The 14,175-nt window shown below is 71.9% G+C and carries 12 protein-coding genes; 2 read left to right on the top strand and 10 right to left on the bottom strand.

Annotation, left to right across the window (positions count from 1 at the left end; genetic code table 11):
• Positions 1-41 precede the first annotated feature (41 nt).
• From ACLQ2T_RS10420 to ACLQ2T_RS10375, 10 genes are all read right to left on the bottom strand, one after another.
• Positions 42-848 (bottom strand): Fpg/Nei family DNA glycosylase, encoded by an 807-nt coding sequence (locus ACLQ2T_RS10420; protein WP_425765778.1) that lies wholly within the window; start codon positions 846-848, stop codon positions 42-44.
• 100 nt (positions 849-948) lie between these two features.
• Positions 949-2,865, bottom strand: coding sequence for a TOMM precursor leader peptide-binding protein (locus ACLQ2T_RS10415; RefSeq protein ID WP_425765777.1), 1,917 nt, complete (start codon positions 2,863-2,865; stop codon positions 949-951).
• Positions 2,862-4,823, bottom strand: coding sequence for a TOMM precursor leader peptide-binding protein (locus ACLQ2T_RS10410; protein ID WP_425765776.1), 1,962 nt, complete (start codon positions 4,821-4,823; stop codon positions 2,862-2,864). The genes ACLQ2T_RS10415 and ACLQ2T_RS10410 overlap by 4 nt, the downstream gene beginning before the upstream one ends.
• Positions 4,820-5,704 (bottom strand): TauD/TfdA family dioxygenase, encoded by an 885-nt coding sequence (locus ACLQ2T_RS10405; RefSeq protein WP_425765775.1) that lies wholly within the window; start codon positions 5,702-5,704, stop codon positions 4,820-4,822. The genes ACLQ2T_RS10410 and ACLQ2T_RS10405 overlap by 4 nt, the downstream gene beginning before the upstream one ends.
• On the bottom strand, positions 5,697-7,340 hold the full coding sequence (locus ACLQ2T_RS10400) for a hypothetical protein (protein WP_425765774.1): 1,644 nt from the start codon (positions 7,338-7,340) through the stop codon (positions 5,697-5,699). The genes ACLQ2T_RS10405 and ACLQ2T_RS10400 overlap by 8 nt, the downstream gene beginning before the upstream one ends.
• A 1-nt stretch (position 7,341) precedes the next feature.
• Entirely contained in the window at positions 7,342-8,148 is an 807-nt protein-coding gene (locus ACLQ2T_RS10395) for an ABC transporter permease (protein ID WP_425765773.1), read from the bottom strand.
• Complete coding sequence (locus ACLQ2T_RS10390; protein ID WP_425765772.1) at positions 8,141-8,935, bottom strand: ABC transporter permease; 795 nt, start codon at positions 8,933-8,935, stop codon at positions 8,141-8,143. The genes ACLQ2T_RS10395 and ACLQ2T_RS10390 overlap by 8 nt, the downstream gene beginning before the upstream one ends.
• Positions 8,932-9,996 carry an ABC transporter ATP-binding protein gene (locus ACLQ2T_RS10385; protein WP_425765771.1) on the bottom strand — a complete coding sequence of 355 codons (1,065 nt, stop codon included), beginning with the start codon at positions 9,994-9,996 and terminating at the stop codon, positions 8,932-8,934. Before ACLQ2T_RS10385 ends, ACLQ2T_RS10390 begins: the two co-directional genes overlap by 4 nt.
• Positions 9,993-11,354, bottom strand: coding sequence for a glycosyltransferase family 2 protein (locus ACLQ2T_RS10380; RefSeq protein ID WP_425765770.1), 1,362 nt, complete (start codon positions 11,352-11,354; stop codon positions 9,993-9,995). Before ACLQ2T_RS10380 ends, ACLQ2T_RS10385 begins: the two co-directional genes overlap by 4 nt.
• Before the next feature lie 118 nt (positions 11,355-11,472).
• The gene (locus tag ACLQ2T_RS10375; RefSeq protein WP_425765769.1) at positions 11,473-11,679 is read right to left on the bottom strand and encodes a hypothetical protein; all 207 of its coding nucleotides are present in this window, start codon (positions 11,677-11,679) and stop codon (positions 11,473-11,475) included.
• 572 nt (positions 11,680-12,251) lie between these two features.
• Between ACLQ2T_RS10375 and ACLQ2T_RS10370 the strand changes: the two genes are divergently transcribed.
• On the top strand, positions 12,252-12,941 hold the full coding sequence (locus tag ACLQ2T_RS10370) for an SDR family NAD(P)-dependent oxidoreductase (RefSeq protein ID WP_425765768.1): 690 nt from the start codon (positions 12,252-12,254) through the stop codon (positions 12,939-12,941).
• A 157-nt stretch (positions 12,942-13,098) separates the two neighbouring features.
• The gene (locus ACLQ2T_RS10365; protein ID WP_425765767.1) at positions 13,099-13,986 is read left to right on the top strand and encodes a thrombospondin; all 888 of its coding nucleotides are present in this window, start codon (positions 13,099-13,101) and stop codon (positions 13,984-13,986) included.
• Positions 13,987-14,175: the final 189 nt, after the last annotated feature.

Raw genomic sequence — 14,175 nt, 5'->3', positions numbered from 1 at the left:
TCCTCGCAGCGCTGGTCGTACGGCGCTGGTGGTGCCCTTCGCTACCCCTGGCAGCGGGGGCACCAGTAGAGGTTGCGGGCGGTGATGGTGCCTCTGCTGATCGGGGTGGCGCAGACGTGGCAGGGCTGGCCGGGACGGCGGTACACGTACACCTCTCCGCCGTGCCGGTCCACCCGGGCCGGGCGGCCCATCGCCTCGGGCAGGTGTTCGGCGCGGACGGTGTCGATCCGGCCGGTGGCCACCGCCGGCCTCATCAGCTCCACCAGGTCGGCCCAGAGGGCCGCCCAGTCGGGGCGGGTCAACGCCCGGCCGGGCAGGGTAGGCGGTAATCCGGCGCGGAACAGCGCCTCCGTCACGAAGATCAGCCCGGTGCCGGCCACCACGGACTGGTTCAACAGCAGCGCCGCCAGCGGGGTCGAGCTACGGGAGATCCGATCGTACGCCCGCTGGGGGTCGGCGTCGGCGCGCAGTGGGTCGGGGCCCAGGCGGGCGCGTAACGTCGCCGCCTCGGGCGGGGTGAGCAGTTCGCAGGCGGTCGGCCCACGCAGGTCGAACCAGTGCCGGTCACTGGTCAACCTCAGCCGGATCTGCCCCACCGGCTCCGGCGGCTCACCCGCACCGTCGGTGACCTTGCCGTACAGGCCGAGGTGCACGTGCAGGATCCGTTCACCGGCGTAGTGGTGCAGCAGGTGCTTGCCGTACGCCTCGGTGCCCTCCAGCACGCTGCCCGAGAGCAGGGCGGCTCCCTCGGCGAACCGGCCCTGCGGGCTGGCGGCGAGGACCTTGTCCCCGGCGAACAGCTCGGCGTGCCGGGCCGCCAGGCGGTGAATGGTGTGTCCCTCTGGCACGGTTGCCAAGCGTAGCCAGAGGGACCTCACTCGAATCGGGCCCGCGCCCGGAGACCGGGATGACCTGCGCCACCTGCTCAGGCGCGCCTGCCCGGCCCGGTCACGGGAAGGGGTGCGGGTACGGGTTGATCTCCGCCGGGTCCAGCGGGGTGTCCCGGTAGCCGAGTCGGACCGGGAGGTCACGCAACCGGGGCAGGTCGACCCGACGGTTGCGGTGCCCGAACACCATCGGCAGAAACCCCGGCACGATCACCCGCACGGCGGTCAGGTCGACCGTGGCCTGCTCGACGGCGGTCTGGTCCACCACCACCACGTCGTAGCCCTCGCCGAGGTAGCGGTCGACCACCCTGTTCAGGTCGTCGAGCAGGTCGTCGGCCGGTTGGTGGCGGTCGGCGACCGGGAATGCCTGCTCCATCGACAGGATCTCGTCCCGCTGGTAGAGGAAGTCGAACCGGTGCCAGCTCTCCGGCGCGGCGGCCACCAGCAGGTGGTCCTCCATCCGCACCACGAGTTCCGGGTCGGCGACCATGCGCGGCGCCGTGGTGTCCGCGGCGACCTCCTGCCTGGTCGCGTCGGCGACGCTGGCCAGCTCGACCAGCCCGGACCAGAGCGCCCGCTCGGGGTCCAGGTGGGCGCCGGCCCCACAGAACGCCTTCGGGTGTCCCGGCCGGCCTTCCTCGTCGACCAGCATCAACCACAGCGAGGGGATCTGCTCCGGCATGGTGATGTCGAAGACGTGCAGCCGGCTGCCGGTGGTCCGCTCCAGCCACTGCACCAGCAGCCGGGTCATCGGGTCGGCGGAGGTCATCGGGTCGATCCGGGGCACCGGAAGTCGGGCGTACCAGGTGGCCAGGAAGGCGTCCCGCTCGGCGATCTCGAAGATGCCGTGCAGGATGGCCTCCTCCATCGTCCCGCCCAGGGCGCAACCGTTCGAGCTCTCCCCACCGAAGGTGGTCTGATGGGCGCCGTAGTAGGCGAAGGTCTCCGGCACCAGCACCGGGCCGCCGCGCCGGAACGAGTAGCCGTACACCCACTCGACCGGCAGGTCCGGGTGGTATCGGACGGCGCCGTGGGTCGACGGCTCCGGGGGCAGTCCCAGGGTCACCGGGTCGACGGCCCGCTCCGGTCCCAGTTCCCGGAAGGAGGCGGTGACGCAGGTGCGCCGGGCCCGGGGCAGGGTGCCGGCGAAGCGTTCCAGGGCCTCGGCGATGGCGACCGCCACGCTGGCCGGGTAACTGAAGGTACGGCCGTACCCGGAGAGTTCGGTGCAGCAGACGGGTCCGCCGATCGCCGCGACCAGGATCATCGGATGGTGGTGGTGGGCGGTGACCGTCGAGAGCAGGCCGGTCTCGGTGTCGACCATCAGGTCGAGCAGTTGCTCGTACTCGGCGGTGAGGCTGCGCGCCCGGTAGTCGTCGGGACGGCGCTTTGGTCGGGAGACCAGGGTCAGGCTGCCCGCCGTCGGGCTGTCGTCGGGCAGGCCGCCGCAGAGGCCGCACTCCGGCTCGGCGATGAAACGGTGCCGGCTGATCTCCAGAGTCGCGGTGTCCACCTCCAGCACCGCACCGGCGCACCGAGGTCCGGTGCCGGCGGCGGCGCGGGCCACCTCGTCGGCGACCAGGGCGGCCACCACCGACCGTACGGGGGGCGCGAGGACGGGTGAGGGCGGCTGCACCGTGTCGGCGTAGAGGGCTTTCCACAGCTCCGACCGCAGCGGGGTGCCGGTGGTCCGGGCCCGACGTTCCCTGGTCTGGACACAGCTGTGGCAGCCGGGCGTACCGGCGACGGTGTAGGGGCCGATCCGGATGCCACGCGGGGTCGGATAGACGGGGAGGAAGTCCCGCCCGGCCTGTTGCGCCGCGGTCGCGGCGGCGAGCAACCGGTCGGTCTCCGGCCGGTCGAGCACGATGAGGTCGAGGTTCGGCGCGTGCTGCGGATCCAGCTGCGCGGTCACCGCCGCGTGCAGGTCACCCCCCTCGCCGAGGGTACGCAGGGCCGCCGCGATGGTGCTTGTCATCGGTTTCCTCCGGTGCCGTCGGTGAGGGTCGCCTCGACGATGAACGGGAGCACGGCCCGCAGCGCGGGCAGGTTGTCGACGGGACGCAGCAGCAGGCGTCGCCCACCGGTGGTGAACCCCTTGAGCAGGGTCTCCAGGTCGCCGTCCCAGGAGTCCGTGCCGACGTCCGGTCCGATGTCGGTGCCGGTCGGGACGCGGTCGGTGAGCAGGGCGGCGGCGGTCTGGGTGGCCAGTTCCAGCGCCGTCTCGGCGTCGGTGGCGCAGGCGTGCGACAGCCAGCGGTCACCGGTGCCGACGAAAACCGTCGGTACGTCGGAGACGTCCCGCCAGGCGTGCAGTTCGTGACCGAGGACGGCCATGTCGTCGGCGAGGTGCCGGACCGCGGTCGGCCAGGTGTCCCGACTCCACTCGCCGCCGGCATCGGCCGTTGCGGGCAGCGGAGGTTCACCGGCGGTGGCGTACGCCAGCCGCAGCGCGGCCCGGCCCTGGGCCTCCGCCCAGCTGAGACCGCCGGCCACGATCCTCGGGTACGTCACCCCGCCGGGCACCGCCACCTCGGCTCCGGTCAGCGGATCCCACCAGGCGTCCGCGTCGGTGGCTTCGGCGATGGACGACGGCGCGGACTCGGCCGAGGGGGTGGCGGCCTCAGACGCGAGCAGTTCGAGGCCGGCGACGGTGGCGCGGGCGAGGGCCTGCCGGCGGTCGCCGCCGACGGCGGTCACGACCCGGGGGCCGGTTCCCGCGCCGGTCAGGTCGGCGACGGTCGCGGTCAGACAGCTCACCGAGAGTTGGGAATACTCGCCGGTGCCGACCTCGATGACCGGTCCGAGCCGCCTGTCGATCACGGCCATCACCCGGGTCGCGAAGGTGTCCGGATCAATCGGCGTCCGGCCGGCGACCGCGGCCACCCGCTCGGCGAGCGGCGTCGGTGCGGTCCGCTCGGCGCAGCTGCCGCAGCGCGGGTGTGCCGCGAGTGGGTGCTCACTGGTCCGGCCGGATTCCAGGTCGAGGCGGGTCATCGTGTTCGGTGCGGCACCCGGTCCGCCGATCGCGGCACGGAAGTGGACGAAGCCCAGAATCCCGCCAATCAGCGCGGCCATCGGGGCGCTCAGCTGCTCCGACCGCTGCTCCGGCCGATCCAGCAGGGCGAGCGGGGCACCGGCCGGGCCCGCGCCGTGGGCGGCGCGTACGCCACACTCCCAGCAACCGGCGGTGACGCCGCCGCTGCTCGGCCCGACCCAGACGGCGTCGCCGTTCGGTACCGCGTGCCGGGCGGGGATTCCGGCGGCCCGAGCCGCCCGGGTCACCGCCAGGGCGCGGCCCGCCAGTTCGCGGCCGGTGCAGTGCAGCACCGCGTCGAACCCGCCGAAGACCGCCGTCAACGCCGCCTCGGGTCCCGCCATGGCGTCCGGCACCCGGGTCAGGGTCACCGTCGGGTCGCCGTCCCGGCAGCGGTCCAGGATCCGCTGGTACGCCTCGTCGTCGACCGGCTCCTCACCGGTCTCCATCAACGTCGCAGCCCGCAGCCCCAGGTCGAACAGGGTCTGCACCAGGCTGTGCAGCGGCGCCCCGGCGCCGACGAGCAGCACCCGGGCGTTGCGGAATGCCTCGAAGCGGTGCACCGGAGCGTCGGCGACGTGCTCGGCGTACGAGATCGCCTGCCGGTACCGGTCCAGTTCCCAGTCCAGCAGGCCGTGCGGCGGCTCGGCGTCCAGATCACGGGCGAGGCCGCGGCGGACCAGCATGCCGACCATGTCGGCGACCACCCGCTGCTGGGCCGGTGGCAGGCCGCCGGTCAGCTCTTCGAGCGTACGGCTGCCATCCAGGTGCGGGGCGAGCTGCGCGACCAACTGGTACGCGGAACCGCCGGTAATCTCGGTGCTGCTCCGGCCGGTCTCCAGGTAGACGCCGTCCTCGACCGCCACGTAGAGCAGGTCGTCGCGGAGCTTCGCCCTCATGCCTCCTCCTTCTGGTGCAGGTGTCCCATCCGGACCATCACCGAGCGGCCAGTGTCGGTGAACGACTGCCGGCCGTGCAGGTAGCGGGAGTTGTCGACGATCAGAACGTCGCCGGCCTGCCAGGGCACCGCGACCGTCAACCGTTGCGCCACCTCTGCCGCGATCGACAGCAGCCGCGCCGGCACCGGTGCGCCCGCCGCGGTACGCACCCGCAGCCGCTGGTCGTGGTATTCGTCCTCGTCCGGCCGACTGACGAACAGCGAGTTGCAGAACGCCGGTACGCCGCCGAAGCGCGTCGGCGGCGTACACCGGGTGCCGAAGCCGATGACCAGCGCGGTGCCGGCGGTGTGCACGCCGAGCGACTCCCACGGCCGCAGGTACGGCTCCCACTGGCGCAGCGCCGGTCGGACGGTCTCCGGGTCGTCGGTGTCGAAGGTGCGCTGCCAGTCCTCGGCGGGCAGCGTGTTCTCCCAGACGATCTCCATCTGCTCACACTCGGCACGCACCTCGTCCGGTAGCGCGTTGAGCAGGGCCACGCCGTCGCAGAGCGTGGTCCGGCCGCCGTCATCGGCCGGCCGCTCGCAGAGGAAGGTGAGCAGGTCGGGCGAGCCCGGCCCGTAGGAGGCCTCGCGGTGCAGCGGCATCCCCATGGTGCCCCGGGTGACCGAGGTGGTGGTGCGGTCGCCGCCGATGACGTCTCGCTCCTGTTGGAAGCCACCCGCGTACGCCACTGGCTCCATCAGCGCGTCGCCGAGCGCCACGAAGGTGTCCCGCTGCCATCCGCCGTCGCGGAGCAGCACCACCCCCTGCTCGGCGACCGTCGCCAGGATCTCTGGCGGTTCCGGTGTCCCGGTGAGCACCGGGACCTGGCTGTCATGCATCCGCACTTCCCTCCGTGAGCGCCACGGCCAACGCGCCGGCTCGTGGTTTCGGTCTGCCGAGCAGCAGTTGCAGCAGAGGGACGGCACCGGGCGGTAATCTCAGCGCCTCGGTCGCCGCCTGTGTGTCGAAGCCACCCAACGGCCGGGTGGCCGCTCCGACGGTCGCCGCGGCCAGCGCGGCAAGCTGGACGGTCGCCCCGGTACGCAGGTACAGGTCCCGCAGGGCGACCGGGTCGAGCTGGTCGATCGACGGCTGCCCCTCGACCACCACGAAGAGGCTGGCGCCGGCCGTGCTCATCACCGGGTTCAGCCCGCTGAGCCTGCCGACCGCGGTCGTGCTGGTGGCCGGGGCGGTGGGCGCCAACCGGTGCCGCTCCCGGTCGTACCGGTAGCCGCCCGGGGCGAGCCCGTCGACCTGTGTGACCAGGCACCACAGGGCGGGATGATGCCGGTCTCCGGTCAACTCGGCCAGCGCGCCCTCGGGTCGATGGCCGCCCGCGTACGCGCAGATGGCGGCGAGTTGCCCGACGGTCAGGCCGGGCGCGAGGTCGAGGGCCGACGCCCGGCGGGCGGTGGCGGCTCGGGATGGCGCCACCGGTCGCGGTAGCTCGACCGGCGCAGGCTCACCGTCCGCCGGCACCCAACCGGGCATTGCCGGGCGACTCGCCTCCGATGCCGTTGGTTGGCTGACCTCCGATGCCGCCGGGCGGCCCGCTTCCGGTGCCGGGAGCGGCTCGGTGCCGGAGCGGATCGCCTGGTGGAGGGCGATGACGGCGAGGTCGGCTTCCGGCCGGTTGCTCCAGTCGCCGTCCAGGCCCCCCGGAGCCGGGAGTACGCCGGTCGGCAGCGGCTCGGTTTCCGGCACCGACAGGGCGGATGCGGCGGCCTCGCCGAGGGCGGTGGCCGGTAGTTCGAGAACCGCCACGGCGGTCTCCACTTCGCCGTCGAGCCCGAGCAGGGCGTCGACCGGTGCCGGGCGGCGAAGCAGGCGGACCCGGCTGGCCAGGGATGATCCGGCGAGCTGGCCCAGCAACACACCCGTGTCCATCAGGGACAACTGGTAGCCGAAGCTCCGGTACTTGCCGGCGTTCTTCCACACCCGGCAGGTCAACACCAGCGCATGACGCGGCTGCGGACCGGTGTCACCGAGCAGGAGATCCAAGTCGGCGGCCGAGGCGCCGGGGCGGATCAGTTCCAGCGCGTGGTGGGCCGGATCGTGGTGGTATACCCCCGCCGGTAGTCCGGCGGCACCACCCCAGACGACATACAGTTCGGCCGGATGGAACGCGCCGCCGGAGGGCACCCCGCGTCGGGCGGTGAACCACAGCGGTAGCAGCCGGGTGAACGGGGCGACAGTGCTCGGCCGTCCGTTCATCGCGGCGAAGGCGGCGTTGGTGACCAACTCCAGTCGGCGGGGCGCGTGCCCGAGCAGCAGGGCGCTGAGCCGGTCGACGGGGGTACCACCCAGCGGCGCAGCGCCCGGCCCCGGCCAGCGCAGCAGCCACCGTCGGCTCTCCGGGTACCGCTTGTCGCGCGGCAGCGGGTAGCTGTCCGGCAGGCCGCCGGACTGCCTCGCCACCGCCGCCAGATAACCCGCCACGATGCCGTCGGGGGGCGTCGCCCACTGCCCGGTCATCTCAGTTGCCCGCGCTTTCGTAACGGCGCAGCCCGCGGCTGAACAGCGCCAACGCGACCCCGGTGGCGGCTACGGCGACGAGCGGGCTGAACGCGCCGATGGTGGCCGAGCCACCCTTGTCGAGCAGGGCCGCAGCCGGGAAGTACCCGACGAAGGCCACCGGGATCACGGTCAACAGCGATCGCATCCCCGGGCCGTACACGGTGAGTGGGTAACGGGCCAGGTCACCGAGCATGTGCACGCTGACCGCGACCGAGTTCGACGGGCTGAGCAGCCAGAACGCCAGAGCGTTGGTGCCGAGGCTGAGGGCGGTCTTGACCAGCACCCCGCTGACCAGCAGCACACCCGCCCAGAGCAGGGTGAGCGGCGTCCAGGCCACCTCGATCCGCCCGGCGGAGAGGCCGAGCAGCGACACCCCGATCAGTACGTTGCCCAGCCCGTTGACGCCGACCGCCGAGCCGGTCACCTGGAGCACCACCGGATAGGGGCGGATCAGGAAGTAGTCCAGCGCACCCATGTTGACCATGCCGCTGAGCTGCCAGGCGCCCTCGCAGAACAGCGACCCGATGCCCTCGGCCAGCATCACCATCCCGCAGACGCAGAGCACCTCCCACCTGGTCCACCCCATCAGCACCGGGGTCTGGGCGAAGATCGTCACGACGAACACCAGCCCGGCGAGTTGGCCGAGCACCGTGGCGGCAACGGTGAGCAGGGCGTCGGCGCGGTACTCGAGCACGGCTCGCAGGTGGGCGCCGAGCAGCCGGCGGTAGAGACCCAGGGTTCCCGGTGGCCGGAAGCGATCATCCACCGTGCACCACCAGCCGGCGCAGGGCGGCCCGCCACAACAGTCGGGTCGCCAGCCAGAGCAGCACGATCCATAGCAGTTGCAGCCCGACCAGGGACAGCGCCTCGGTGCCCCGGACCTCACCCAGGAAGATCAGCGCGGGAGTGGAGACGATGCCGGGGAAGGGCGAGAACGCGCAGATCGTCTGCAACCACTGCGGGTAGAGGGCGATCGGCACCAGCGCACCGGAGAGGATGCTCGTCACGGCGATCCGGGACATGCTGAGACCGTGGAAGTTGCCTGTCCAGAAGCAGGCCAGTCCGACCGCGTACACCAGGGCGAACTTCAGCGGCACGACGGCGGCCAGGCTCACCAGGAACAGGGCGGCCTGCGGCGCGTCGGGCAGCGGGGCGCCGCCGAAGACCATCAGCAGGACGCCGCCCATCACCGCGACCACCATCAGCTCGCCGAGCAGGTAACCGATCGCCTCGGCGAAGCGGGCGAGCTGGTAGTCGATCGGCCGGACCAGGTCCAACGCGACCGAGCCGTCCAACACCCGCAACGCGAGCTGACCATCGGTGAAGCTGGACAGGATGGTGCCGGTGAGGAACGAGATGAACAGGTATCCCTTCATCTGGTCCCAGGAGAGCCCAGCCAGGCTGCCGTCCGCGTCCCCGGCGAACAGCGCCCGCCACACCGCGAACAGCGCCACCGCCTGGACCACGCTGCCGACGAGTTGCAGCAGGAACTCGGTGCGGTAGACGAGCACCGTGGACCAGGCCATCCGGCTCAGGCTCAGGTACGCGATCATCGCGCTCCGACCGCGCCCGGCGTCCCGGCCGATCCGACCGCGCCGGCCGCTCCCGGCGTCCGGGACAGCTCGCCGGCGTACGCGCGACGCACCACGTCCTCCAGGGACGGCTCGTCGATGCGCAGGTCGACCACCTCGACCACCGCCGAGACCGCCGAGACCACCTCACCGGCACCGAGCCGGTCCCGATCGAACGTGATCGACAGCTGCCGGGGCGACTCCCCGAGGGCGACCCGGGTGCCCGGCAGTCCGACGTCGAGGCCGGCGGGCCAGTCCCGGTCCAGACAGAGGTGCAGCGTCCGGTCCCGGGCCAGCATCTGCCGGACGGACTCCATCGGACCGTCGAAGATGACCCGACCCCCGTCGAGGACGACCAGGCGGCGGCACACCTGCTCGATGTCGCCGATGTCGTGGGTGGTGAGCAGCAGGGCCGTACCCGCCTGACACTGGGCCCGCAGGAAGTCCCGGACCGTCTGCCGGGCGATGATGTCCAGTCCGATTGTCGGCTCGTCCAGGAAGACCACCCGGGGCGAGTGCAGCAGCGCGGCGGCCAGGTCGGCTCGCATCCGCTGCCCGAGCGACAGCCGCCGCGCCACCACCGGCAGCAGCTCACCCAACCCGAGGAGGTCGTCGAACTCGGCCAGCCGCTGCGCGTACCGCTGCTGCGGGATCCGGTGGATGTCCCGCAGCAGCGCCAGGGAGTCCCGCACCTGGAGGTCCCACCAGAGCTGGCTGCGTTGGCCGAAGAGCACCCCGATGTTGCGGGCGTTACGGTGCCGGTCCCGGTGCGGGACCACCCCGCACACCTGCACCTGCCCGGAGGTCGGATGCAGGATGCCGGTCAGCAGCTTCACCGTGGTCGACTTGCCGGCGCCGTTGGGTCCCACGTACGCCACCGCCTCACCGGCGCCGATGGTCAGGTCGACACCGTCGACCGCAGTTCGCTCGTGGTGTCGCGGCCGGACCAGATGCCGCAGCGACCCGGCCAGGCCGGGAGGCTTGTCCGGCATCCGGAAGGTCTTGGTCAGGCCGCGAGCGTGAATCAGCGGCGTGCTCGTCACGATCCGGCCGGCTCGACGAGGGCCGGCCCGTCGGCAGCCGGCAGGGGACGCAGGATGAGCACGTCACCGAGCCCGTCCACGCGGGTGAGTTCGGTGGCGAAAGCCGTCTCGAAGGCCCGGCGTACGTAGTCGAGCGCGGCCACCCCCGGCGGCAGGGAAGCCGTCGCCGGATCGTCGGTGCGCAGCAGATGCACCTCGGCGGCCAGGTGGCCGGCGACGTTGACGAACTGGCAGAGGTCGCTCCACCGCAGGTGCCGCCAGAAGTCCACGCTGACCACCGCGTCGAGGCTGCCCGGTTCGATCGGCGGGTTCATACCGACCAGGTGGTAGTTGGTCGGGCCGGGCGGAGCGGAGTAGTCGAAGGTGATCGCCTCGGCCGGTAGGCCGGCCTCCGCACTGCCGGTGCCCACCCAGAGCACCCGCGGCCCGGGAAGAGCGCCGGCCAGCCGCTGCACCGCTGGCCCGATCCGGCAGGTGGATTGTTGTACGCAGTCAGCGATCGCAGCGCGGTATCGCAGGATTCGCTCGACTGACCCGTACACCTCCATCATGCCGAAGAACTCCCACTCGATCACCTGCTCCACAATGAGTTCGCGGTTCGCGGCGAAATCGTTCCAGTCGCGCTCGATCCGGCGGTGATGCGGCAGATGGTAAGCGCGCGCCTCGTCGTCGAAGGCGAAATTCAGCTCGTTGACTCCGAGCTGCTTGTGCACCCGATAGAACAGTTCGACGTCTTCCAGACCCCAACGGAGCCCGAAAGCCTCTTTGAAGCCACCGGCCAGATCGAAAAGGCTCCGGGAAACCGAGATGTTGTGGGTGTAGCTGAACAACCAACCCACCCGCAGCCAGTCCTGTCCCACCGGCTCGCCGCCGGGGAATCGCAGGTCGCCGCCACCCTCGGTACGCAGTCGGGGCAGATCGAGGAAATCCTTGCCGTCGAGTGCGGTCTCGATGTGCTCCAGGTGCAACTCGTCGCGACGGCCCAGCAGCACCGGGGGTCGACCCGGGATCGCGTGGTGGGCCAGGTGACGCTCCAACAGCTGCGGCGAGGTGTAGGAGTCGGCGTCGAGGAAGAGCAGCAGCGGCGCCCGGCTGTGTCGAACCGCCTCGTTGCGCGCGGCGGCCCGGCCCCGCTGCTCGGTGGCGTGCACCAGGTTCAGGTTGAGCCCGGGGAAATCGGTGGCGAGGTCCTCGTACCCCGAGGCGGAGCCGCCGTCACGAACCACGACGACCTCGAAGCGCTCGGGACTCAGCGTCTGCCGCCCCAGCGAGCGCAGCGTCAGCGCCAGGCAGTGAGCGTCCTGGTGGGTGGGTATGACCACACTCAACTCGATCGCGTAGTGCCCGCCTGTCGCCATCCGACTTCCTTCCGTAGCTGGTCTTTCGTGACGGCGGGGGCCGGCAGTGCCGGCACCCCCGCCTGCGACACGTGCCCGGCGCCAACCGCTGGCGGCACCGGGCACGCCGATCACCGGATCAGTGGCAGTTGACGCAGCACCACTGGATGGGTCGTCCGCCGCAGCCGCAGCCGCTGCAACCGCAGCTCCGACCGTCGGTCGCACCGTCGGTGACCGCGACGCTGCCGGTGGGGGCGGCGGCGTACAGGTTGTTCGACTCCTCGCCCTGCTCCGTCCAGGACACCTCAGTGATGTCCAGAGCGGTCAGGTCAAGCGGACCCTTCATGTCCCACCTCCAGTTGACGGGATTGTCGTCGTCGATTTTAGGGAGCGCTCCCATGGCTCACTCCCACACGATGGTCACGGAATGGTTAACCACGAAATACATCCCCGAGAAGCCGACCCCGCCCCTCTCCGGCACCACCCAACAAATGGCTACAGAGAATGAGCGTTCGACTACTTGGCGCGATACGCCAAGCTGACGACGCAGTTTCAATAGAGAACGCTCCACAATAGGCAGCCCCCCTTTGAGTGGCCTTTTCGGAAAGCGGCCCGCCACCTTCCTGGAGTACGCCGGGGTCGAATTCCGCCGGCCTGGTCCGCGAAGCCCGCGGCCCCGGCCCGGCCGCTACCAGCGCCGCCGAGGGGCCGGATCCGACTACCGAGCGGTAACGATTGGGCCAGGCTGTCTGGTTCAATTGCCGGTCAGGCCACCGGTACGGCGAGGATGCCGGCCGGACCGCCGGGTGGCGGGGCCGCCGGGGTGGCGGGATGGCGGGGGCCGCCGGGGTGGCCAGGGGTGCCACTCGGACCGACGGCATCCTGAGCAGTGGGTCAGCGGCAACGAGGACGGTGGACATGACGGATCGGGTGCGCCGTGCGGTACTGGTCGGCAACAGCGACGGGATCGGGTTGGCTTTCACCCGGCGGCTGCTGGCGGACGGGTGGCGGGTAGCCGGACTGTCCCGCCGGGACAACGTCATAAACGTCCCGACGTACACCCACCACACCGTCGACGTGACAGCCCCGGACTACCCCGAGGTGCTGGCCAAGGCGATCGACGAACTGGGCGGGGTGGACCTGTGCGTGTTTGCCGCCGGGGTCGGGGAGCCGATCGACCTGGCCGACCTGCCCGCACAGACGCACACCTTCGAGGTGAACCTCATGGGTGCGGTACGCACCGTGGCCACGGTGGTGCCGCGGATGATCGATGCCGGCGAGGGGCATTTCCTCGGGATCTCCAGCCTCGCCGACCGGATGGTCTCCAGCGGGTCGCCCGGCTACGCCGGAAGCAAGGCCGGTCTCTCGTCGTACCTCCTGGGGCTGTCCCGGCCCCTGCGTGACCGGGGGGTGAGCGTGACCACGGTCCGGTTCGGGTTCGTGGACACCAAGATGGCCAAGGGCCCGGTACGCCCCCTGATGATCTCGGTCGACCGGGCGGTGGAGATCCTGGTCCGGTGCGTACGCACCCGGCCCGTCCTGGTCTCCCGACCCCGCCGGATGGCCCTGCTCACCTCGGCGCTGGCCACCTTCACCCGCCCCCGATGACCCTCCCCCTGGGCGGATAGCCGCTGGTCGGGAGCACCGCCGGGCGCGGGAGTGTCGGCAGCGCGGTGGCTGGGTACCTCCGAGGACATCAGGCGTGGGTGGTGGCGGTTCCTGGGGCTCGCGGCACCCCGCACGCACCTATCAGGGAGGTACAGCCATGAGATTTCCTTCGCTGTCGCGCCGTACGGAGCCCGCGCCCCCGGCGGCCGAGGGGGACACCGACCAGGCTGGCGCGGTCGCCACCGACACCCGGGACACCGACACCAGGAGCCCGGAGACCCGCACGGACGCCCGGAGCACGGAGACCCGCACGGCCGACGCCCGGGGCACGGACGTCCGCGCCGACGGGTCGGACCGTGGCCCTGATGGGGCGCGGGTGCCCGCTGCTGCGGACCGCACCCCCAACGAACGGGCAGCCGCCGCCCGGGCCGTCACCGCCCGATCCGGGGTCGACGGTTCCCGTCGGGCCCGCAACGCCCCTCCGGCCGTCCGGTCGGACCCGGACCAGAACACCATCTCGGACCGGTCCGCCCCGCGCGGCCGTTCCGCCACCGCAGCCCCCGCCGTGCCCCCCGCCCCCGCCGTGGCCACGGACACCACCCTCGCGCCGGACACCACCCGCGAGACCGAGCGGGACCGCGACGGCAAGGTCACCGTCGAGCCGGTCCGCACCGCCGACCGGGAGCCGGCCCCGGATGCCCCGCCGGCCCCCGTCGGGCCACGCCCCCGGGCCAGCCTGCTGGCCACCTTCGGCCTGGTCGTCGGGCTGGCCGGGCTGGGCTTCGTGTTCACCGGCACCCTCGCCGGCTATGGCATCGCCCTGGGCGCGATCGGCGCGATCCTCGCCGTACTAGGGATGATCAGCACTCGGCGGCGGCACATCGCCGGCAAGTCCGACGCCCTGCTGGGCATCGCCTTCGGCCTCGGTGCGGTGGTCATCGGGGTGCTGGCGATGACCGGCATGTACGACTGGCCGAGCACCGACGGTGATCTGGTGGCCCGCTTCCGCGAGTGGCTTGATTCACAGTTTGTCGGTCGCTTCTAGTGGGCACATTTCGGCCCGCCGGTGGTGCACCGGCGCCCGGCCGGCGAGTTACCGGTCGCAGCCCGACCAGTTCTGGTGGTTCACCAGCCGGGCGCACTCCTCGTCAGGGGCGGCGACTTCGCCGCCCCTGACCGCTGTCTCGGCCCGGGTCCGCCCGCCTCCGACGGGACGCGCGGCATCCGGCACCGC

Origin of the sequence: Micromonospora sp. DT229 (assembly GCF_049844505.1) — a bacterium.
In the GTDB taxonomy this organism is placed as follows: domain Bacteria; phylum Actinomycetota; class Actinomycetes; order Mycobacteriales; family Micromonosporaceae; genus Micromonospora.
The sequence above is the reverse complement of the archived record's forward strand: the minus strand, read 5'-3'. Positions and strand labels throughout refer to the sequence as shown.